Annotated in this window: 20 protein-coding genes; 8 read left to right on the top strand and 12 right to left on the bottom strand. The window is 64.5% G+C overall.

Translation table 11 applies throughout. The features are described 5' to 3' along the window. Positions 1–7: 7 nt before the first annotated feature. Positions 8–256 (bottom strand): hypothetical protein, encoded by a 249-nt coding sequence (locus I6F12_RS35980; RefSeq protein ID WP_225158445.1) that lies wholly within the window; start codon positions 254–256, stop codon positions 8–10. Positions 257–466: 210 nt separating this feature from the next. Here I6F12_RS35980 and I6F12_RS35975 point away from each other — a divergent pair, with 210 nt between their 5' ends. Continuing rightward, complete coding sequence (locus I6F12_RS35975) at positions 467–1339, top strand: hypothetical protein (protein ID WP_225158453.1); 873 nt, start codon at positions 467–469, stop codon at positions 1337–1339. Here the strand turns inward: I6F12_RS35975 and I6F12_RS35970 are convergent. From I6F12_RS35970 to I6F12_RS35960, 3 genes are all read right to left on the bottom strand, one after another. Further along, positions 1336–1896, bottom strand: a complete 561-nt coding sequence (locus I6F12_RS35970) for a carboxymuconolactone decarboxylase family protein (RefSeq protein WP_225158444.1) — start codon at positions 1894–1896, stop codon at positions 1336–1338. The genes I6F12_RS35975 and I6F12_RS35970 overlap by 4 nt on opposite strands. A 108-nt stretch (positions 1897–2004) precedes the next feature. Then, positions 2005–3168 carry a PLP-dependent cysteine synthase family protein gene (locus I6F12_RS35965; RefSeq protein WP_109141754.1) on the bottom strand — a complete coding sequence of 388 codons (1164 nt, stop codon included), beginning with the start codon at positions 3166–3168 and terminating at the stop codon, positions 2005–2007. Positions 3169–3212: 44 nt separating this feature from the next. Next, positions 3213–3677: an Lrp/AsnC family transcriptional regulator gene (locus I6F12_RS35960; protein ID WP_057030169.1), complete on the bottom strand. Its 465-nt coding sequence runs from the start codon at positions 3675–3677 to the stop codon at positions 3213–3215. 159 nt (positions 3678–3836) lie between these two features. Here I6F12_RS35960 and I6F12_RS35955 point away from each other — a divergent pair, with 159 nt between their 5' ends. Further along, positions 3837–4853 (top strand): 1-aminocyclopropane-1-carboxylate deaminase, encoded by a 1017-nt coding sequence (locus I6F12_RS35955; RefSeq protein WP_036014767.1) that lies wholly within the window; start codon positions 3837–3839, stop codon positions 4851–4853. 200 nt (positions 4854–5053) lie between these two features. On the opposite strand, the gene recQ is transcribed toward I6F12_RS35955, so the two are convergent. The 7 genes from recQ to I6F12_RS35920 form a co-directional block, all read right to left on the bottom strand. Then, positions 5054–6919, bottom strand: coding sequence for a DNA helicase RecQ (gene recQ / locus I6F12_RS35950; RefSeq protein WP_036016105.1), 1866 nt, complete (start codon positions 6917–6919; stop codon positions 5054–5056). Between the two features lie 241 nt (positions 6920–7160). Then, positions 7161–7904 (bottom strand): polysaccharide deacetylase family protein, encoded by a 744-nt coding sequence (locus tag I6F12_RS35945; RefSeq protein WP_345944195.1) that lies wholly within the window; start codon positions 7902–7904, stop codon positions 7161–7163. Between the two features lie 106 nt (positions 7905–8010). Further along, the gene (locus I6F12_RS35940) at positions 8011–9009 is read right to left on the bottom strand and encodes a homoserine O-succinyltransferase (RefSeq protein WP_225158442.1); all 999 of its coding nucleotides are present in this window, start codon (positions 9007–9009) and stop codon (positions 8011–8013) included. A 12-nt stretch (positions 9010–9021) separates the two neighbouring features. After that, on the bottom strand, positions 9022–10323 hold the full coding sequence (locus I6F12_RS35935; RefSeq protein ID WP_225158441.1) for an O-acetylhomoserine aminocarboxypropyltransferase/cysteine synthase family protein: 1302 nt from the start codon (positions 10321–10323) through the stop codon (positions 9022–9024). A gap of 353 nt (positions 10324–10676) precedes the next feature. Further along, the gene (locus I6F12_RS35930) at positions 10677–12236 is read right to left on the bottom strand and encodes an amidase family protein (protein ID WP_225158440.1); all 1560 of its coding nucleotides are present in this window, start codon (positions 12234–12236) and stop codon (positions 10677–10679) included. 123 nt (positions 12237–12359) lie between these two features. Beyond that, positions 12360–13394 (bottom strand): aldo/keto reductase, encoded by a 1035-nt coding sequence (locus tag I6F12_RS35925; protein WP_225158439.1) that lies wholly within the window; start codon positions 13392–13394, stop codon positions 12360–12362. Positions 13395–13404: 10 nt separating this feature from the next. Continuing rightward, positions 13405–14586, bottom strand: a complete 1182-nt coding sequence (locus I6F12_RS35920; RefSeq protein ID WP_225153371.1) for an MFS transporter — start codon at positions 14584–14586, stop codon at positions 13405–13407. A 98-nt stretch (positions 14587–14684) separates the two neighbouring features. On the opposite strand from I6F12_RS35920, the gene I6F12_RS35915 reads away from it, so the two are divergent. The 6 genes from I6F12_RS35915 to I6F12_RS35890 all read left to right on the top strand — a co-directional run bounded on the left by I6F12_RS35915 (position 14685) and on the right by I6F12_RS35890 (position 20534). Continuing rightward, positions 14685–15638, top strand: a complete 954-nt coding sequence (locus I6F12_RS35915) for a LysR family transcriptional regulator (RefSeq protein ID WP_109141763.1) — start codon at positions 14685–14687, stop codon at positions 15636–15638. Positions 15639–15913: 275 nt separating this feature from the next. Beyond that, a complete protein-coding gene (locus tag I6F12_RS35910) occupies positions 15914–16873 on the top strand; it encodes a fatty acid desaturase (RefSeq protein WP_225153369.1) in 960 nt (319 codons plus the stop codon). 235 nt (positions 16874–17108) lie between these two features. Next, complete coding sequence (locus I6F12_RS35905; protein ID WP_225158438.1) at positions 17109–18107, top strand: NrtA/SsuA/CpmA family ABC transporter substrate-binding protein; 999 nt, start codon at positions 17109–17111, stop codon at positions 18105–18107. Positions 18108–18214: 107 nt separating this feature from the next. Further along, the gene (locus I6F12_RS35900; protein ID WP_225131560.1) at positions 18215–18877 is read left to right on the top strand and encodes an ABC transporter permease; all 663 of its coding nucleotides are present in this window, start codon (positions 18215–18217) and stop codon (positions 18875–18877) included. After that, on the top strand, positions 18865–19740 hold the full coding sequence (locus tag I6F12_RS35895; RefSeq protein ID WP_225153367.1) for an ABC transporter ATP-binding protein: 876 nt from the start codon (positions 18865–18867) through the stop codon (positions 19738–19740). The genes I6F12_RS35900 and I6F12_RS35895 overlap by 13 nt, the downstream gene beginning before the upstream one ends. A 68-nt stretch (positions 19741–19808) precedes the next feature. Further along, positions 19809–20534: a Crp/Fnr family transcriptional regulator gene (locus I6F12_RS35890; RefSeq protein WP_225158437.1), complete on the top strand. Its 726-nt coding sequence runs from the start codon at positions 19809–19811 to the stop codon at positions 20532–20534. On the opposite strand, the gene atzF is transcribed toward I6F12_RS35890, so the two are convergent. Then, positions 20531–21913 carry an allophanate hydrolase gene (gene atzF, locus I6F12_RS35885; protein ID WP_225158436.1) on the bottom strand — a complete coding sequence of 461 codons (1383 nt, stop codon included), beginning with the start codon at positions 21911–21913 and terminating at the stop codon, positions 20531–20533. The two genes, I6F12_RS35890 and atzF, sit on opposite strands and share 4 nt — an antisense overlap. Positions 21914–22012 lie beyond the last annotated feature (99 nt).

Here is a 22012-nt window from a genome sequence, read left to right as displayed (position 1 = left end):
GCGTCAATCATACGCGCGCGCCGATCACCGCGCGCGCCGCCGCGACATATTCCGGCCAGTGCGCTTCCGCATAATGCTCCGCCTGCCATGCGCAGGTGCTGTTGGGCGCATGCGCCGCCGCAATCGTGCGCGCGAAACGTTCCTCCGCAACCGTCGCCTTGCCGGGCTCGGCTGTGGGTGCAGCAGCCACCGCAGCACCGGGAGTAACGGCAAGCCCCGCCAGACCGGTGAGCAGGATGCGGCGTGACGTGTTCATGGCTGTCTCCTCCATTCTTCGGCCTGCACTGTGGCGGGCGAGTGTGTCAGTGCGATCACGCCAGGGTAACCGCGCACATCCGCGCCGTCCATCGCTTGCGGATAGCGCTTGACCAAGCGCGCCATCACGTTCCATCTAACAACGGTTCCACCCTCAAATCGCCACGCGTCGGATCGTCACGTGACTCTTCGCAGCCAATCCCGTCGTGCGTTGCGCGCTGCCGCGGCGGGACTGCTGTGTCTGGCGGTCCCGGCAGGCGGTGCCCTCGCCGCCGACGATGAGGAGGACGAGCCCGCAAAGCCGGCGGTCCCGAACATCTATCTCGATCTCCGCACCATCTATGCGACGATCCCCGCTGGCACGCTCGCGCTCGGCTTCGGCAACACCTCTCTGTCAGCCGCATTCCAAGCCCTGGCGGCGCAACGAGGCACGTCGCTGCGGAATGGACTGCCGGCCGCGAAATCGATTGCGATCGACCTGCCGCTGACCGTCGACGTCAGCGACCGCGTTTCGCTCTACGGCGGCGTATCCGGCACGACGACGGATATCGGCGGCGGCTGGTCGTCTTTCGACATCACGAGCTGGAACATCGGCGTGCAGGCCGATCTCTACCAGCAGAATGGCGGGAAGATCCCGACCATCACGCTGCAATCAACCCTGACGCAGTCGGTGCCCAACGAGCAGGGCATGACGAACTCCTTCAACAACATCGTGGAATTCGACTACGCGGTCGACGAGGACGAGACACGGGGCTGGCTCGCCGGCCTGCAATACACCACCGTCACCATCGCCAGCCCGTTCGCCACGATCCGGCCGAACACGATCCTCTATGCCGGCGGCTACTATCAATGGCCGAGCAACTGGAAGTTCACCGGGCGCCTCGGCATGCAGTCGTTCGGCGGCGCGCTGCTCGCGGGCCGGACGCTCGCGGAATCCTTCACCCAGCCGGTCCTGCGGCTCGACCTCGATCGCATGGACGACAACGACAACCGACTTTTCGGCATTACCGCGCAGATCGCCTGGATGCCGAAGCCGTCCTATCAGGTCACGTTGCGCACACCGCTCTACGCCGTGCGCAACTAGTCAGGCACCGGCACGTCGAAGGTGTTGAGCGTGACCGAGACCATGCAGTAGACGCCGACGAGATAGGACAGCTCGGCCGCGCCGTGCTCGCCGAATTCCTTCACCGCCGCACGCCAAGTCAGCTCCGGCAGCACGCCGCCGCTGACCAGTGCCGAAGCCATGTCGTAGGCGGCGGCTTCCTGCTTGGTGAGGTCCACCGGCCGCTGGCCGGCAACGATGGTCGCGAGCTTCTCGTCGGAGAGGCCACGCTGCTCGGCCACCAGCACATGAGCGTAGAGCTCGTAACCGGAGCGGAAATGCGAGCCGGTGACGAGGATCGCGACCTCGCGTACGGCCGCGGGCAGCAGCGGGTTCGACGCAATCGCCTTGACCAGCTCCCACACCGGCTTGCCGAAGCGCGGCTCGTGGATCCAGGGATTCCAGGGCCCGAGCAGCGCGCCGTCCTCGCGCATGTTCACAAAACCCTTGAAGTGGTCCTTCATGCCGGCCCGCATGTCGTCATAGAGCGGCTTCTGTTCGTCGGTTAGCTCTTTCGGATCGAGAATGGGAAGGCGCACGGTAGGGTCTCCTCGTTGAGAAGACGCAACCGTCACCTGCATGCCTGCGCAAGGCAAGTGAAGTTGCCGTGACGACCGTGCGATTTCGCAAATGCCAGGCAGATCTCGCTATGACGCCGTGGGGTTTTGCAGGCTTTGAGGATTGACCACGTCGTCGACGTCCAGCGCCAGTGGCTCACCTGTGGCGAGGAACGACGACAGCGCCGCCTCGAACGGCGCCGGATCGAGGCCGCGCGCGGCGAGCCAAGCGGGCTCGTAATAGGTCTGCCGGTAGCGCTCGCCGGAATCGCAGATCAGCGTGACCAACGATCCCGTGACGCTCGCCTGGCGCATCTCCGAGGCGAGCCGGCACAGCGCCAGGAAGTTGGTGCCGGTGGAGCCGCCGACCGCACGGCGCAGCCGTCGCGACAGCACGTTCATCGCCGCGACCGTTGCCGCATCCGGGATCTTCATCATGCGATCGACCACGCCGGGCACGAAGGACGGCTCGCAGCGGGGGCGACCAACGCCCTCGATCAGCGACGGGCGGTCGCAAACACGGGAGCGGTCCAGCGTGCGGAAGCAATCGAAGAACGCGGAATGCTCGACATCGGCGACGCACAGCCGGGTCGGATATTGCCGATACCGCAGATAACGTCCGATGGTGGCCGACGTGCCGCCGGTGCCGGCGCCCATCACGATCCAGTCCGGAATCGGCCGCGGCTCGCCCTGCAACTGCGTGAAGATGGACTCGGCGATGTTGTTGTTGCCGCGCCAGTCGGTGGCCCGCTCGGCAAAGGTGAACTGATCCATGTAGTGGCCGTCCAGCCGGGCGGCGAGTGCCGCGGCTTCCGCATAGAGCGCGCGGCCGTCGTCGATCAAATGGCAATTGCCGCCATAATGCTCGATCGCGGCGATCTTCTCCGCCGAGGTCGTGCGCGGCATCACGGCGTAGAAGGGCACGCCGATCATCTCAGCGAAATAGGCCTCCGACACCGCGGTTGATCCCGACGAGGCCTCGACCACGGGCGTGCCTTCGCGGATGTGGCCGTTGCAGAGCGCATAGAGGAACAGCGAGCGCGCGAGGCGATGCTTTAGGCTGCCGGTCGGATGCGTGGACTCATCCTTCAGATAGATGTCGATGCCCGATAGCGCCGGCACGATCAGCCGGATCAGATGCGTGTCGGCGGTGCGGCACTGGTCGGCCTCGATCGCGGCCACGGCCTCGTCGACCCAGCCGCGCCGATAGGCCGGCCCGGCCGGATTGTGCTGGCGGAAGGGGAATGTCTGCATCGGGCGAATCTCTCATGATGCGGATAGCGCATCAATAGCTGCGCCTAAAATTCCAGCGGCGCGTTATCGACGACTTCCTTCATCACGAAGAAGGTCCGGGTCTGGCGCACGCCGGGGAGCGCGATCAGCTGCTCGCCGTGGATGCGGTTGAAATCCTCCATGTCGCCGACGCGGATCTTGAGGAAGTAATCGAAATCGCCGGCGACGAGATGGCAGTCGAGCACGAATTTCAGCTTTGCAACGGCCTGCTCGAAGGTGGCAAAGCTTTCCGGCGTCGAGCGGTCGAGCACGACCCCGACCATCACCAGCGTGCCCTTTGCCACCTTCTTCGGCGCGACCATGGCGCGGACATTGGCGATGAAGCCGTCCTCGAACAGGCGCTGGGTGCGACGATGGCAGGTGGCGGGGCTGATCGCGACCGTTTCGGCCAGCTCGGCGTTGCTGAGCCGACCGTTATTCTGAAGCAATCTCAATATCTTGAGGTCGGTGCGGTCGAGCCGGGCAGCCATGAAAGAAACTTCCGTAAGAAAATGCTGTTCTGGAAGGAATATTAGCTATCGCCGCAACTTTCGCAAGAAATTGCGCAACATGGCCGCAATATTCGAGAGCACATTTTCCCGACGCGATGCTAGGGAGCCGCCAACACCAACGCCAATCGGGATTGACCCATGAAGCTGGACAAATTTCCGCGCTATCCTTTGACCTTCGGCCCGACGCCCATCGAGAAGCTGGAGCGCTTGTCGAAACATCTCGGCGGCCAAGTCGAGGTCTATGCCAAGCGCGAGGACTGCAATTCCGGCCTCGCCTATGGCGGCAACAAGCTGCGCAAGCTCGAATACATTATCCCCGATGCGATCGCCTCCAATGCCGATACGCTGGTCTCGATCGGCGGCGTGCAATCCAACCACACCCGCATGATCGCGGCCGTCGCGGCCAAGCTCGGCATGAAATGCCGCCTGGTGCAGGAAGCCTGGGTGCCGCACGAAGACGCAGTCTATGATCGCGTCGGCAACATCATGCTCTCGCGCATCATGGGCGCCGACGTGCGCCTGGTCGACGACGGCTTCGATATCGGCATCCGCAAGAGCTGGGAGCAGGCGATCGAGGAAGTGAAGGCCGCGGGCGGCAAGCCCTACGCTATTCCCGCCGGTGCCTCCGTGCATAAGTTCGGCGGCCTTGGCTATGTCGGCTTTGCCGAGGAGGTGCGCAAGCAGGAAGCCGAGCTCGGCTTCAAGTTCGACTACATCGTCGTCTGCACCGTCACCGGCTCCACCCATGCCGGCATGCTGGTCGGGTTTGCGGCGGACGGCCGTGCGCGAAAGGTGATCGGCATCGATGCCTCCTTCACGCCCGCCCAGACCAAGGCCCAGGTGCTCGAGATCGCGCAGAACACGGCAAAGCTCGTCGAGCTCGGCAAGGACCTCGTCACTGACGACGTCGTGCTGATCGAGGACTACGCCTATCCCGCCTATGGCGTGCCATCGGAGGAGACCAAGGAGGCGATCCGCCTCACCGCGCGCCTCGAAGGCATGATCACCGACCCCGTCTATGAGGGCAAGTCGATGCAGGGCCTGATCGATCTTGCGAAAAAGGGCTATTTCGAGAAGGGCGCGAAGATCCTCTACGCCCATCTCGGCGGCGCGCCGGCGCTGAACGGCTATGCGTATGCGTTCAGGAATGGGTGAGTGAGAGCGTAGCGCACTCGCACGTCATACACTGCTGTCGTCCCGGGGCGCGACGAAGTCGCGAGCCCGGGACCCATAACCACAGGGAGGCGTTTGGCGCAGACTTGCGGTTGAGAGCTTGCCGCAACCACATTGGCCTGTGGTTATGGATACCGGATCGGCGCGCCTGAGGCGCGCTTGTCCGGGATGACGACTGCGCCCTACCTCGTCCTCACGATCTGCAGCAACTCGTCGCCGTAGTGCTCGAGCTTCTTGTCGCCGATCCCCGGCACGTTGCGCAGCTCGTCCAGCGTGGTCGGCCAGGCCCGGACGATGCCGTCGATGGTGGCATCGTGCAGCACCACATAGGCCGGCACGCCGCGTTCGCGCGCGACCTCTGACCGCCAGGCGCGCAGGCGCGCGCGCAATTCGGGATCGACGTCGCCTTGCGGCGCGCTCGCCGCGGGCGCGAGGTCACCGCGGCGTGACGTGGCCCGGCTGGCGCGAACCCGCGTGCCGGGCGCCTCCTCGCGCAGCCAGACCTCGGTCTCGCCGCGCAGCACGCCGCGCGAAGACTCCGTCAGCTTGAGCGCGCCGTAGGCTTCGCTGTCGCTGCGCAAATGGCCCGTCGCCACCAATTGCCGCAGCACCGTGCGCCACTGCTTCTCGTTGAGCTCGCGGCCGATGCCGAACACCGACAGCTTGTCGTGACCGAACTGTGTGACCTTCTCGGTCAGGCGTCCGACCAGCACGTCGATCAAATGCATGGCGCCGAAACGCTGCCCGGTGCGATAGACGCAGGACAGCAGCTTCTGCGCCAGCACCTTGCCGTCGCGCATCTTCGGCGGCGTCAGGCAATTGTCGCAATTGCCGCAGCTCTCGCCCATCACGATCTCGCCGAAATAGGCGAGCAGGCGCCGGCGTCGGCAATGCGGCGTCTCGGCGAGGCCGACCAGCGCGTCGAGCTTGCCGATCGAGACCCGCTTGAAATCCTCCGATCCGGCTGATTCGTCGATCATGCGGCGCTGCTGCACGATGTCGGAGAGGCCGTAGGTCATCCACGCCGCCGACGGCTTGCCGTCACGACCGGCGCGTCCGGTCTCCTGGTAATAGGCCTCGATGCTCTTGGGCAGGTCGAGATGGGCGACGAAGCGCACGTCGGGCTTGTCGATGCCCATGCCGAAGGCGATGGTCGCGACGATGACGATGCCGTCCTCGTTGAGGAAGCGATCCTGGTTGCGCGAGCGCACCGCCCCGTCGAGCCCGGCGTGGTAGGGCAGCGCCGCAATGCCGGCCTCGGCAAGCGCTGCGGCGACCTCCTCGACGCGGTTGCGCGACAGGCAATAGACCACGCCGGCATCGCCCATGTGGCGCTCGCGGATGAATTCCTTCAGCTGCGACACCGCATTGCGCTTGTCGACGATCTCATAGCGGATGTTGGGCCGGTCGAAGCTGGAGACGAACTGCGGCGCGCCCGTCAGCTGCAGCCGCTCGACGATCTCCTTGCGCGTCAGCTCGTCGGCGGTCGCGGTCAGCGCGATGCGCGGCACGTCGGGAAAGCGCTCGGCGATGACGGAAAGTCCGACATATTCGGGCCGGAAATCGTGACCCCATTGCGAGACGCAATGCGCCTCGTCGATCGCGAACAGCGCCACCTTCGCCTGCGCCAGCAGCGACAGGCAGCGCGGCGTGACCAGCCGTTCCGGCGCGACATAGAGCAGGTCGAGATCGCCGGCGAGCAGGCGGCGTTCGATGTCGGAGGCCTCCTGCGGCGTCAGCGACGAGTTCAGCGCGGCGGCATTGACGCCGGCCTCGATCAGGCCGGCGACCTGGTCGCGCATCAGGGCGATCAACGGCGAGACCACGATGCCGCAGCCTTCGCGCAGCAAGGATGGAAGCTGATAGCACAGCGACTTGCCGCCGCCGGTCGGCATCAAGACCAGGCAATTGCCGCCGTCGGTGACATGGCGGACGATCTCGCCCTGCGCGCCGCGAAAGCCCGGCAGGCCGAACACCGAATGCAGCACCGACAGCGCGTCGCGGCCGTTGGCCGGCGCAGGCAGTGGGGCGTTGGAGGGAGCGGACATGGGCGGAGCAGATTAGGCCGTGGGATTCGTCACAAGGCCAGTCGCATGCTGGTGTGGCTGTGGCAAGACTGTTTGGAGGCGAGGCACGACTCTTCCCTCTCCCCCTGTGGGAGAGGGTGCCTCGCGAAGCGAGGTGGGTGAGGGGTTCTATCCGCGAACGCAGATATGAGCTTGTGGAGACATACCCCTCATCCGGCGCTTCGCGCCACCTTCTCCCACAAGGGGAGAAGGGAAGAAGAGGCTACGCCCCGATCCGTCGCAGCGCTTCTGCGACGGTCACGATCGGCATGTTGCGTCTGCCGGCCGCCTCAAGCGCATGACGCATCAGATGCGGCGTGCAGCCATAGGGGCTCGGCCTGTCGGTGACGTCGTGGCCGTAGAAGATCAGCCAGCCGCCGCTCGCGACCGCCTCGTCGAAATAGCGATCGACGCCCGCCTCGTCGATCTCGCAATCGACCAAGGGCGAGGCGCGCAGAAATTGGAGGTCGATGACGCCGCTGTTGACGCCGGGAAGAATGCCGCGCGCGGAACGGAAGGCTTTTGTCAGCTGCGGCTTGCGCCACACCGAGGCGATGCCATAGGGATAGGCGAAATTCTCCAGCGTGATCGAGGCATCGATGCCGCGGAGATGGCTGCGGTTTCGTTCGATCTCGCGCGCCATGGCGGCTTCGTCGAGCGTCGCCGAGCTCTGATGCGAGAAGGTGTGGCAGGCGATCTCGTGCCCGGCGCGGTGAAGCCGGACGATGGCGTCATCCGAGAGGCCATGCCAATGCTCCGACGGCCGACCGATCAGGCTGCCGGCGAGGTAATAGGTGCCGCGGCCGCCATGCCGCTCCAGTAGCTCGGCGCCCTCGCCCGCGGCGCTATCGGGGGCATCGTCGAACGTGAAGCTCACCATCGCCGCATGCACGGCCAGCCGGTGCGGCGCGGCGCGGAAATGCCGGGCCAACCGATTGCTCACGCGTCCCTGGAGTGCCGACCACACGACTGCGTTTCCTGTGATGCCTTCTTGCTCTACTGAAACATTCGTGCGCAGGTCGAGGCAAGCCTAACGCCCGGGTAATCCTAACGCCGAACCAAGACCGCTTCGGCTAGCGCACCGACATCGACGCGTCGGCGTCCGCGCCGAGATAGCGCAGCCAATTGCGGAAGAGCACCGCCGCCGCGTCGCCAGCGCCGATATCGGCGCGCAGGTTCAGCGCGGGCAGCTCATTGCTGAGCGCCGGATGGCGCTGGTGCGCCGCCTTCCTCTCGAAGCGCGCCAGCTTCTCTTCCGTCGCTGCGTCAAAATAGCTCACCGGCAGGCGCGGATAGGTCTCCCGCTCTCGCGCGAGGTAGCGGCCGATGTCACGCAGATATTCGCGCTGCAGCGACAGCGCGTCATATTCGGGGTGACCCTGGAAGAACACGAAGCGGCTGGCATATTGGCGAACGAAGACGTCGACGCCAGCCTCCTGTGAGCGTGTCAGCACCTGATAACCGGCGTGCACGAGGTCGCTCTCGGCGATCTCGTTCAGACGTGAATGCGAGACCTTGAGCGGTGCGGGCGCAGAGCGGGTCAGCAAATCGTCCGTCACGACGCCGCAATCGAAAATGCCGTGACATTTGGCCGGCAGCCGCCGCCGTTCAATATTGTCGAGATGCAGCACCGCGGCATGCGCGGCAAGGCACGACCAGATCGTCGAACGCGTGTTGGCCTTGGCCCAGTCGATCAGGTTGGTGAGGTCGCGCCAGTACGGCTCCCCGTCGAGCTCGGGCGCGATCGGCTCTGCGCCCGTCACGATCAACCCATCGAATTTGCCGTGCTCGAGATCGGAAAGGTTGGAATACTCGCTCTCAACGTGCCACTTGGCTTCCGGCGACCGCTTCACGCTGGGAAGCGAGAAGCAGTGGAAGCGGATACGGCGCGAGCCCGCCGCGGCCAGAAGCAGCTTCATGAACTGCCGCTCGGTCGCCTTCAACGCGGCATCCGGCATGTTGTTGACGAGGCCGATGGTGAGTTCGGCGCCGGCATCGCGCGCGAGATCGTGCGCGGCCGGCACCAGCGTCGGGCCCGCGATGACCTGATCCTTGTCGATCAAGATCGTCATGGCCGGCGCCGCCTACTCCGCGGCCTCGCGGCGCGCCGACGGGCAGGCCTTTTCCAGCGCCTGGTCGATGTCCTCGATGATATCAGAGACATGCTCGATGCCGACCGACAGACGGATCGTCTCCGGCAGCACGCCGGCGGCGCGCTGCTGCTCCGCCGACATCTGGCGATGGGTGGTCGATGCCGGATGGCAGGCGAGCGACTTGGCATCGCCGATATTGACGAGCCGCGTGATCAGCTTCAGCGCATCGTAAAACGTCTTGCCGGCCTCCATGCCGCCCTTGATGCCGAAGGTGAACAGCGAGGAGGCGTTGCCGTTCAGGTACTTCTGCACCAGGGGATAATAGGGGCTGTCCGGGAAGCCGGTGTAATTGACCCAGGCCACGCGCGGATCGCCGCGAAGGATTTCGGCGACCTTGCGGGCGTTCTCGACATGGCGCTCCATGCGCAGCGCCACGGTCTCGATGCCCTGAAGCAGCAGGAAGGCGTTGAACGGCGACAGCACCGAGCCCATGGTGCGCTGATAGACGCTGCGCGCGCGCTCGATATAGGCGGTCTTGCCGAAGCGCTCGGCATAGACCAGTCCGTGATAGGAGGCGTCGGGCTTGTTGTAGGCCGGGAAGCGATCGGCGTGCTCGGCCCAGGGAAAGTTTCCGGAATCGACGATGGCGCCGCCGAGCGTGGTGCCGTGACCGCCCAAGAACTTGGTCAGCGAATGCACCGCGATGTCGGCGCCGTAGTCGAACGGCTTGAAGAGGATCGGGGTGGCGACGGTGTTGTCGACGATCAGCGGCACGCCATGCGCATGGGCGATCTTCGCCAGCGCCTCGATGTCGCAGACATTGCCGGCGGGATTGCCGATGGTCTCGGCGAACACCGCACGGGTGTTCTCGTCGATTAGCTTCTCGACCGCCTCGGGCTTGTCGCTCTCGGCGAAACGGCCGGTAATGCCTTGGCGCGGCAGGATGTGGGAGAGCAGCGTATGCGTGGTGCCGTAGAGTTGCGGCACGGAGACGATGTTGCCGCCGTGATCGGCGACGTTGACGAAGGCGAAATGCAGCGCTGCCTGCCCGGTCGCGACCGCGAGCGCGCCGACGCCGCCTTCGAGCTGGGCGATGCGTTTCTCCAGCACTGCGCTGGTCGGATTGGCGATGCGGCTGTAACGAAAGCCTTCGGTCTCCAGATTGAACAGGGCGGCGCCATGATCGGCGCTGTCGAAGGCGTAGGCCGCGGTCTGGTAGATCGGCACGGCCACTGCGTGCGTGGTGGCTTCAGGCTCGTAGCCGGCGTGAATAGCGATCGTCTCGTTGCGCATCGTGCCACCTCCGCGTGGAGCGGGCCGCACTTATTGGCCTAGAATGAGGCATGTGCGTTGTCCGCCGCTCCTCTGTTAGAGGCGGGTGGTAAAGCGGACAATAATTCGCTTAGAGATCGAGGAAGTAACCCTAATGCTTGCTCGCGGATTGGCTGAAATCCGGGTTAAAGCGGATTAACGAACGCGCTCTCGCCGTGGCGCTCCTACTCCCCTTGTGGGAGAAGGTGGCGCGAAGCGCCGGATGTGGGGTGTCTATCCACACGCGAACTCGTGGAGGGATACCCCTCACCCGTCTCGCCGCTCTGCGGCGAGCCACCCTCTCCCACAAGGGGAGAGGGTGAAATTACCCGCCGCTACGCCATTCTTTCCCACAGCCGGTGCGCGAGCACGCCGACGCGTTTCTCGATGGCGGCTGCGGCATCGAGGGCGAGATCCTCGCGATAGCGGCCGGCAATCAATTGCACGCCGATCGGCTTGCCGTCATGCAGCGCCACCGGCACCACCGCGCCGGGCAGGCCCAGCACGTTGATGGCGGAGATGAAGCGGATCTCGCCCCAGAAGATCTCGCGCACGCGCTCGGAGCTGATGGTGTCCTCGCGCGGGCCCGGCGTCGGCTTCACCGTGGTCGGCGCCAGCACCACCGGATACTCCTCGAAGAACAATTGCCAGGCGCGGATGTGGCCGTTGCGCGCGGCGGTCGCCTGCATCCAGCCCTTGAGATCGAGCACGTTGGCCTTGGCCTTCATGCCGCCCCAGGACTTGTGAAAATCCTCGGATGTGACCTTCAGCATGGCGGCCTCCTGCATCATCACGGTCTCGTTGGTGATGATGTCGCACCAGGTCTGCCAGACCCCGTTGATGTCGGGTACCTCGACCTCGCTGACGCGATAGCCGGACCGCTCGAGATGATCGGCAGCCTGGCGCAGCGCCGCGGCGACAGAGGGATCGACGTCCATGTCCTCGGGGATCTTTGCCAGTGCAACCTTGATCGGCCGCTTCGGCCGCTCGCCGACCAGCGGCGCGGGCACCCACCAGGGATCGCGCGGATCGCCCTGGCTCATCACCTCCAAAGCGAGGCGCACGTCGGCGACATGGCGCGCGAGCGGTCCCTGCGCCGACATCAGATGCGCCAGCATAGGCCGCTCCGACGTTGCGCTTCCGTTGAAGGCGGGGATGCGGCCCTGCGTCGGCTTGATGGTGGCAACGCCGTTGCAATGCGCCGGCCAGCGCAGCGAGCCGCCGATGTCGTTGCCGTGGGCGATAGTGCCGATGCCCGCAGCGACCGCCGAGCCCGCGCCCCCGGAGGAGCCGCCGCAGGTGATGTCGGGATCCCAGGGGTTGAGCGTCAGCCCGTGCAGGGGATTGTCGGTGAAGCCGCGAAAGGAGAATTCGGGCGTGTTGGTGAGACCGATGACGATCGCGCCTGATTTCTTCAGGTTGCGCACCACGGGCGAGTCGGAGGGTGCAATGAGGTCCTTGTTGGCGGGCACGCCGTTGAAATTCGGCCGGCCCTCGTAGTCGACATTTTCCTTGATCGTAATCGGCACGCCGTGCAGGAGACCGAGCTCGCCGCCTTTGGCGCGCTGCTTGTCGGCCGCGTGCGCCGCTTTGAGTGCTTCCTCCGAGAGATCGACGACGACCGCATTCAGCTTCGGATTGACGGTGCGCATTTGTTCGAGATGCGCTTCCACCGCCTCCACCGCGGAGATGGCGCCGGAGCGGATCGCAGCCGCGGTCTCAACCGCCGACCATTGCCAGGCCGGGCCCTTCGGGCGCCGCGGCTTCGCCGATTTGCCGGCAGCGGCCTTTCCGGCCGGCTTGGCCACGGCGCTCTTGCGGCCGGAGCCCTTCTTCGAAGCCTTCGCCGTCTTCTTCAACACACTTTTCTTCTTGGTCGCCGTCTTCTTCGCCACGCCGCATCTCCTAAAATTGCGCGGCGGAGGTTAGGGACGACGCGGGACCCTGTACAGGTGCGATTCTGCATGGCGCATTGTCGCGACGCTCTGTCGCAATCGCAGCCTTCTATGAGCGAGCTCCTACACCAAGGGTGGATTGAGCCGCGCAAAGCCCTCCTGGATGCGATAGGGATAGTACGGATAAGGCGGCATCACCGCGCTGACCTCATCGAGCCGCTTGATCTGGTCCGCGCTCAGCGACCAGCCGACGGCACCGAGATTGTCGCGCAGCTGCGCTTCGTCGCGCGCCCCGATGATCACGGAGGAGACCGTGGGACGCGACAGCAGCCAGGCAATCGCGACCTGCGGCACGGTCCGAGCGGCCTCCACAGCAATCGCATCGAGCACGTCAACGACGGCGTAGAGGCGCGCATCGTCCACGGGCGGACCGAACTGTGCGGTGGCATGCAGGCGGCTTCCTTGCGGCAGCGGCTGGCCGCGCCGGATCTTTCCGGTGAGCCTGCCCCAGCCCAGTGGGCTCCAGACCAGAGCGCCGACGCCCTGATCGCGCGCGAGCGGCATCAGTTCCCATTCATAGTCGCGCCCCAGCAGGGAGTAATAGACCTGGTGCGCGACATAGCGCGGCCAGCCATGCCGGTCCGCGATCGCGAGCGACTTCATCAGCTGCCAGCCGGCGAAATTCGAGACGCCGACATAGCGCAGCTTACCGGCGCGCACGAGCATATCGAGCGTGGACAGCACCTCCTCGATCGACGTGAACGCGTCGAAGGCGTGGAGCTGAAGCAGATCGATATGGTCAGTGCCGAGCCGTCCTAGCGCCGCATCGACCGAGGCAAGCAGCCGCTGCCGCGACGAGCCGGCATCGAGCGGACCGTCGCCCATCGGCAGGCTCATCTTGGTCGAGATCAGCACCTTGTCGCGGCGCCCCTTGATCGCGGCACCGAGGATCTCCTCGGAGGCGCCGTTCGAATAGACATCGGCGCTGTCGAACAGATTGACGCCGGCATCGAGGCAGATATCGACCAGCCTGCGGGCTTCATCAGTGCCGCTGCGGCCCCAGGCGGAAAACAACGGACCCTGGCCGCCGAACGTGCCGGTGCCGAAGCTGAGGACGGGGACTTTGAGCCCAGCAGCGCCGAGATTGCGGTATTCCATGATCGCTCTCCTATTCCGCCGGGCACGCCGCGACGGTTGCCGGCGCGGGATCGAGCCGGAGACTCCACAGCGCCAGAACGAGGCCAATGACGGTGATGCCGGCCGCGACCAGCGGCAGCGCCGAAAGGCCGAGCCCGCGGTCGATGGTGACGCCGCCTACCCAGGCGCCGAGCGCGTTGCCGAGATTGAACGCGGCGATGTTGAGGCTGGAGGCGAGCGTCCGGCCGCTGGGACCTGCGGCTTCCAGCACGCGAAGCTGAAGCGGCGCGACGGTCGCGAAGGCGGCGGTGCCGAGTAGCAGGATCAGCGCGACGGACAGGATCTTGATCGACAGCACGGCCGCCAGGCCGAGCAGCACGATCGCAAGCGCGGCAAGCGTGCCGGTCAAGGCCCGTGCGAGGCCGCGGTCCGCAAGCTTGCCGCCGGCGATATTGCCGATCCCAAGGCCGACGCCGAACACCAGCAGGATCGGCGAGACGGCAGCCTCCGAAAAGCCGGTGAAGCGCGTCAGGATCGGCTGGATATAGGTGAAGACGACGAACAGTCCGGCGAAGCCGAACACGGTCATGGCAAGACCGAGCAGCACCTGCGGACGGCCGAGCACGGCCACTTCCTCGGCAAGCGAGATCGGCTTGTCGCCATCGCCGACATGGCCGGGGACGAGCGCGGCGACGACCGCAAACGCGATCACGCCGATGACAGTCACCGCCCAGAACGCCGCGCGCCAGCCGAGCATCAGGCCGAGCCAGGCACCGAAGGGCACGCCCAGGAGCGTCGCGACCGTCAGGCCGATGAACATGGTGGCGATCGCAGACGCACGCTTGTCCTCGGCGACGAGGCTGGTGGCCACCACCGAGCCGACGCCGAAGAACGTGCCGTGGGCGAGGGAGGTCAGCACCCGCGCGGCCATCAGCAATTCGTAAGTGGGTGCGAGCGCGCAAGCCGCATTGCCGAGCGTGAAGATCGCCATCAGCGCCAGCAGCACGGTTTTCCGCGGCATCCGCCGCGTCGCCAGCGTCAGCACCGGCGCGCCGACGAACACGCCGAGCGCATAGCCTGATATCAGCAGGCCCGCGACCGGCACCGAGACGTGCATGTCGGCGGCGACCTGCAGCAGCAAGCCCATGATGATGAATTCGGTGGTGCCGATGCCGAAGGCACCGGCGGTGAGCGCGAGGACGGCAGGAGGCATGCGTTGCTCCAAGGGATGAGACGAGCCACGCAGATAGCGGCGCTGCCGCCAAACCATTAGAATGTCCGCAATCCAATCATTTGTGACGTGAATTCAACATGGCCCGTTTCGATACCAACCGCTCGGCCGAGATGGAGGTCTTCGTCCGCGTCGTGGACCTCGGCGGCTTCACCCAGGCCGCGCGAAAGCTGCGTCTGACGCCATCGGGCGTCAGTAAGCTGATCTCGCGTCTGGAGGCGCGCCTCGGCGCGCGGCTCGTCAACCGCACCACGCGCAAGCTGACGCTGACAGCGGAAGGCCAGGCCTTCTACGAGCGATCGTTGCGCATCCTCGCCGAGATGGAGGAGGCCGAGCGCGAGGCGGCCTCGGGCGCGGCGCCGCGCGGCCGCCTCACGGTCAACTGCAACATCCCTTTCGGCATGCTGCATGTGATGCCTTTGATCCCGCGGTTTCTGGCGCAGCATCCCGACGTCACGCTCGATCTCGTGCTGACCGATACGGTGATCGACCTGATGCAGGAGCGCGCGGACGTCGCCATCCGCGTCGGTCCGCTGCGCGCCTCGCGGCTGGTCGCGCGAAAGCTCGGCACCAGCCGCATGGTCGTGGTCGGCGCGCCGGATTATCTCGCCCGTTGCGGCATGCCGAAGATTCCGGCCGATCTCGCCGACCACCGCGGCATCGGCTGGACCTTTCCACGCAGCATCCGCGGCTGGCCGTTCAGGCGTGGCGACCACGCCGAGGAGGCCCTGCCCCCGCCGGTCGCGCGCGCCAGCGACGGCGAAGCCGCCCGCCGCCTCTGCCTCGGCAGTGTCGGTCTCGCGCGCCTCGCGCTCTTCCACATCGGCCCCGACATCGAATCCGGCCGCCTCGTCCCGGTGCTGCAAGGATACAATCCCGGCGACCGCGAAGACATCCACGCCGTCTATGTCGGCCACACCGCCCCACTCCCGGCACGCGTGCGCGCGTTCATCGATTTCCTCGCCGAGCACGTGCGGGTGAGCGACCCCGCGTTGAAGCGGACCGGGGATGGGAAGTGGAAGCTGGTGGGGTGAAGCGGCGGCGAGCGCAGGAGAAGCTTGCCCCCCGGCAGGCTTGCCGAGTCCACCTTCGCCCTGCGGGCTCCGGCGCGCCAGCCTTGCGCAAACGTCGTTTGCGAAGGCTGGCGAGGAGAGTGTCAGTCCAGGGATGCCGGGCGAGCCAACGCCGGCGAAATAAATTGCTTCTGCATTGCGGCCGCGCTTCCTAGGGTCGGCCTGTGCTTGGCCAATTCCAGCGTCCTCACGAGCACGGTCAAGTGTGCGATTCCGAAAAAGAGGCGACCACGATCATGAGCAATGCCATCACTGCCACCGGAGAGAAGCCGCTGACTCCAGCCATGCTGCGCGAATTGTCGGTGCGGTCCGATTGGCAGGGTCTGATCCGCGCGGCCAGCCACTACGGCGTGATCGTCGTTGTCGGCGCGCTGATCTGGCTGGTCTCATCGCAATACGGAATCGTCTGGGCGTTGCCGCTGGTGGTCGTCCAAGGCTACTTTGTCGCATTCCTGTTCATGGTGGTCCACGAGACCGCCCACAAGACGGCATTTCGCAGCCGGGCGCTTAATCTCGTCTTCGGTCATCTCTCCTCGTTCGCGGTCGGCTTGCCCTACGAATATTACTGTTTATTCCACTGGGATCATCATCGGTATACGCAGGATCCAAAGAGGGATCCGGAACTGCTGTCGGTTCCGATCCCGACCTCGGACGCGCAATTGGTGATCGTCTACAGCGGCTTGCGGCAGGTTGCCTTCCGGGTGGGGCTGATGCTTCGCCATGCGTTGACCGGCAACGCCACGTCACCATGGATTCCTGAAAATAAACGCCACATCGTCGTGACAGAGGCGCGTCTCCATCTGGCAGGCTACGTCGCGCTGTTGCTGGCATCGATCGCGTTGCACACCTTGATCCTGTTGTGGGTCTGGGTCGTCCCCGTGATCGTCGGTCAATTGTTTCTGCGTCCGTATCTGCTTGCCGAACACACCGGCTGCGATCGCACGCGCAGCGCCTTCCAGAACACCCGCACCACCTATACCGCCAGGTTCGTGCGCTGGTTCGCATGGAACATGCCCTATCATGTCGAACACCATGCCTATCCTTCGATTCCTTTCCATGCGCTGCCGAAACTGAACCGGATCGTCGCCGATCGGATCGTCTATCGGGGCCCGGGCTACATCGCAGTGACGCGGCAGACGTGGGCCTGGTTTCGCCGCGCACGCAACGGTACCGAAATCCCGATCGGTTCTGATTGAATCGGCGTCGGGCTTGGCGAAAGCCAGCAGAGCGCCGCTGCCGCAGGCCATGCTGCGCCCAAGGTGTGAGCAGCTTGATGAATTTATTGCCCCGATCACGGTCGGAAGCTGTTTTGCTTGCGCAAAAAGTGGACAGCAGGGCCTTGTCGATTAATTGCTTCATGATCTTCGATCTTCAGACGATCCTGTCGTCAAGGTCGATCACCTCCGATCGCCGGCATCACAGGGGTTTGGCATGCGATCAACAACTGCTCTTCGCTTCGCCGTGTTCCTGCTATCTGCGTCCTTCCTGTTTGCGCCGTCCGAGCGCGCGACGGCCGAGGAATTGCTGAAGGCGCGGCTCGCCCAGAATCTTGGGCCGATCTCGGGACTGGCGATCGTTGCCAATGCGAAGGGCCTTTTCGCCAAGCACGGGCTCGACATCTCGGTCTCCAACTTCACCAGCGGGAAGCAGTGCCTCGATACGGTGCTTGGGGGAGGGGCGGATTTCGCGACAACAGCCGAGGCGCCGGTCACGGCGGCCGCGATGGCGCAACAGCCGATCGCCTTCGTGGCGGGGATGGAATATTCGGATCTGAAGACAATGACCGCAGCTTCTGCCGGGATCAAGACGAAGGCCGATCTGCGTGGAAAGCGAATCGCCTTCACGGCAGGAACTGGCAGCGAAGTCTACACCTCGGTTCTGTTGAAAGCGGCGGGCCTGACCTCGAAGGACGTGACGCTCGTCAACCTGCGACCGCAGGAGATGCTCCCTGCCATGGCGGCCGGCAGCATCGACGCATTCGACACCTGGGAGCCGCACGTCGCGAATGCGAAGAAGGCTCTCGGCGAAGGCGCGATTCCGCTTGATACCAAAGGTCTCTACTCGGAGACCTTCAATATCGTCGTGACGCAGTCTTACCTCGCCGCCAACCCGGCGATCGTCAGCAAGTTCCTGGCGTCCCTCATCGAAGCCGAGGGCTGGCTCAAGGCGAATCCGGGTGAAGCAATCGACGTCATCGCAGCGGCGACGGGGATGAAACGCGATGAATTGGCGTCGATCTGGACGGACTACGTCTACCATGTGCGCCTCGACGACAGGATTCTCACGACTCTGAAAACCCATGCCGCCTGGCGGCTCGAGACCGGCAATCATCCCCCTGGAGCGAGCATGCCCGATTTCACGAAAGTCCTGGTGACGGCGCCGCTGAAGGCGCTCGATTCAGCTCGCGTCACGCTGGGGGCACGCCCGTGAGCGTCGGCAGACGCAGCAGCGCGACCGAACGGCTGAGCGTACTGGTCGCCGTCCTCTCCGTGCCCGCCTTCACAGGCATGTGGGAACTGGTTGCGCGCTCCGGCATCGTGAACACCGTGCTGTTTCCGCCGCCATCGACCGTCGCCGTTGCCGTTCTCGAATGGATTCGCAGCGGACAATTCTTCGCCGACCTGATGGCGAGCCTCGCGCGCGTGGCCGCGGGATTTGCCATCGGGGCCGCGGGCGGAATCGTGCTCGGCATCCTGACCGGCCGATTTCGACTGGTGTCCAGCCTGCTTTCGCCCTTGTTTCACATCCTTCGTCCAATTCCTCCCATCGCCTTCGTGCCGATCGTCATCCTTTGGTTTGGCCTCTCGGAAACAGGCAAGCTTTTCCTGGTCGTTTGGGGCGTGTTCTTCACGGTATGGCTCGCGACCCACATCGGGGTGCAGAAAGTCGACCACGGACTTATCCGAGCCGCCCAGATGCTCGGCACGCCGCAACCGCAGATGCTGTGGGAGATCGTCCTTCTTGGCGCGCTGCCCTATATCACGGTCGGTCTTCGAACCGCGGTGAGCATCTCCTTCTACACGCTGGTCGCCGCCGAGTTGGCAGGAGCGTTCGCCGGTATCGTTTATCGTATCGAAATTGCGCAACAGAACATGCAAACGGGTCAGGTCATGGGCGGGCTGGCGGCTCTCGGACTGCTTTCCTTCGTCGCCGACCGTTCCTTCGCGATTCTTGCCGAACGTGCCGTGTGGTGGCGATGACCCCTAGCCTGCTTCGTCCAGACCAGCCGCTCAGGCTCGTGGATACGTACCCGCCGTCCGCCGCGGCGTGTCAGGCGATCATCCGGGTCGAGGATTTGAGCATCGTCTTCGATGCGCCGAGCGGGCAGGTCATCGCAGTCGACCGCGTATCCCTGGCAGTAGCCCAGGGGGAATTCGTCTCGATCGTCGGTCCATCCGGCTGCGGCAAGTCCACGCTGCTGAATGCAATGGCCGGCCTCGAGCGGCCGTTCGGAGGCCAGGTGCTCATGGCCGGCGAAGCAATGCGCAAGCCACGACCCGAGATCGGAATGGTCTTCCAGCAGCCACATCTGTTTCCGTGGAAATCGGTGCGCCGGAATATCGCGCACGGGCCCCGCGCTCTCGGCAAGCCGAAAGCGGAGGCGCTGCGGATTGCCGACGGCCTCATCGAGATGATCGGCCTGACCAGATTTGCGTCGGCATATCCGCACACGCTATCCGGGGGCATGCAGCAGCGGGTTGCGATTGCCCGTGCCCTCGCCAATCAACCGCGTGTCCTGTTGATGGACGAGCCGTTCGGAGCGCTGGATGCGCAGACCCGGGCGGTCATGCAGGACAATCTGCTCGAGCTCCGCGAGCGGATCAATGCAACAATCGTCTTCGTCACACACGACATCGATGAAGCGATCCTTCTCTCTGACCGTGTGCTGATCATGAGCGCCGGGCCTGGCCGCATCCTCAGGGATCTTCAGGTGAGCCTGCCGCGGCCGCGCTCCAGCGCCATCGTCGCGGAGGCCGCCTATCTCGCCCTCAAGCGGGATTGCCTTGACCTGATCCGCTCGGAAGGCCGCAGGGCCTTCGAGCAGATGGAAATCAAGACGTAGGCGCCTGACGATATGTTCTGGCACGGCTCTTGAATAGCTTTCCCCTGCGGCGGCAGGGGAGCGAGCAGATGTCAGCGGCAAGTCTCAGGAATGCGACCGGCATCATGCTGGCGGGATCGGATGCTCTGGTCGGGTCCCTGCCGAGCTTGTTGGATCCGTTGTGTGAGGCTGACCGGCGCCGTGTCCTCGCCATCGGACGCGAGGAGGTTCTGCAGGCAGGCATCCATGTCTGGCGTCAGGGCGATCTGCAGAACGGCATATATCTGATCGAAGAGGGGCGTATTCGCAGCTACTACGCGGCGCCTTCCGGACGCGAGGTGACGCTGGCCTACTGGTTTGCCGGCAACTTCGTCGGCGGCCCCGATCTGTTCGGTGCTGGTGCCCACGTATGGTCTTCGGTTGCAGTGGAACGAAGCCGAGTGACGTTCTTGCCCGGCCCAGCCCTGCGTGCGCTGGCGCTTCAATCGGCAAGTATCGCAGTCGCGCTGCTGGATGCGCTCGCCTTCAAGGCACGGTGCTACTCGGCCATGGCGCAAATGCTGGGGACCCGCTCGGTGACCGAGCGGCTGCATCGTCTGTTGGTCTTCCTCTCGAAGATCTACGGTTCGCAGCAGGGCCGCGAGATCGTGATCGGGATCCCGTTCACGCATGGTGATCTCGCCAATCTGATCGGCTCAACCCGCCAATGGGTGACGGTGCAGCTTTCCCGCATGCAGGCAAGAGGCGTCATCCGTTATCACCGGGGCCTGATTGTGATCCTCAATCTGCGCGCCCTCGATCTCGAAGTGGTCTAGGAGGCGGCCTTCGGATATTCCTTTAGATCGAACAGTCTGGCCTTCGCATCGGGCAGCCATCGTTCGGCAAGGTCGAGAACAACATGGTCGCGCCACGCAGGTGCCAGCAAAGTGATACCCATCGGCATGCCGTTGCCGAGCGTTGCATTGGGAACCGACACCGCGCACAAGTCCACGAGATTGGCAAAATAGGAGTAGTAACCGAGGCGGTTGTTGAGCGTGATGGGATCTTCCATCATCTCCGCAATCGTGAAGGGGCGTGGCGCGGTCGGTACCACCAGAACATCGATCTCCTCGAAAAGCGTTTGGATCTGGCGTCGCAGCTTCCAAAGTCGATGTTGCGCGGCGAATGCATCTGTTGCGGAAAACCGGGCAGCTCCGCTCAGCACGTTGCGGATGACGTCAAGCAGGTCTCCATGATCGATGTTCATGAGCTTGCTGATCGCCGCATGACGTTCGGCAATCCAAGGCCCTGAAAAGAGCATTTCACCGGCTTCGGCGAAAGGCGCGAAGTCAATGTTCCTGGCTTGACCTCCCAATCCCGAAAGCCTCGTGCAGGCCTGCCTGTAGAGGTCATCGCATTCCGGCATGCCGAATGAATTGAGATGACCGACAGGGACCTGGCCGAACCGGAATTTGCGAGGAGGTGGGAAGGACGTGGCAATCCGTTGGCGGCTAAAGGGATCACTGTCGTCGAATCCTTCGATCAACCCGAGCAGAATTCGACCTTCGGCAATGGAATTGCAGAAGATCGAGGGACAATCGAGCGTCGGACAGTTCGGCACAAGTCCCCGGGACGAGACGAGGCCGACGGTTGGCTTGATCCCGATGATTCCGTTGAAACCTGCGGGAATCCGGCCTGAGCCGCCGGTATCTGTGCCGAGAGCGAAGGCAACATGGCCGGATGCTACGGCAGCAGCCGAGCCGGAGCTCGAACCGCCGGAGACATACAGATCGTCCGCCGCACTGGAACAGGCGCCGTAGGGCGAGCGGGCGCCGGACAGTCCGGTTGCGAACTGATCCAGGTTGGTTTTGCCAAGACAGATCGCACCCGCGGCCGCCAATTTCTCGACGCATCTAGCCGATTGCGCAGCCCTATATTCGAATGACGGGCAGGCTGCTGTCGTTGGCATGGCCTCAACGTCAATATTGTCCTTGACGCCGAATGGCACGCCAAGGAGCGGCAGGACTTCACCCTCTTCCGCTCGTTGCACAAGGGCATCAACCTCAGCCAGCGCTTCTTCCATGGGCCGCACATAGATCCAGCAATTGCGGTGCCGGTCCCGCTCGATGCGCTCATAGGCGCTTATGATGATGGAGGCGAACTCGGCACGGGAACGGAGGGGTCGGCTCTGCGCGGATAGGATCGCTTGCGGCACGGAATAAGCTCCTGAGGGCATGACCCCACGAATATGAAGCCGCTGCCCAGCAATGAAAGCAACTAAGCGCCTCAACCGCACCGGCGGGACTCGAGCCTG

Source organism: Bradyrhizobium sp. IC4059 (assembly GCF_020193615.1).
Taxonomy (GTDB): Bacteria; Pseudomonadota; Alphaproteobacteria; order Rhizobiales; family Xanthobacteraceae; genus Bradyrhizobium; species Bradyrhizobium yuanmingense.
The sequence above is the reverse complement of the archived record's forward strand: the minus strand, read 5'-3'. Positions and strand labels throughout refer to the sequence as shown.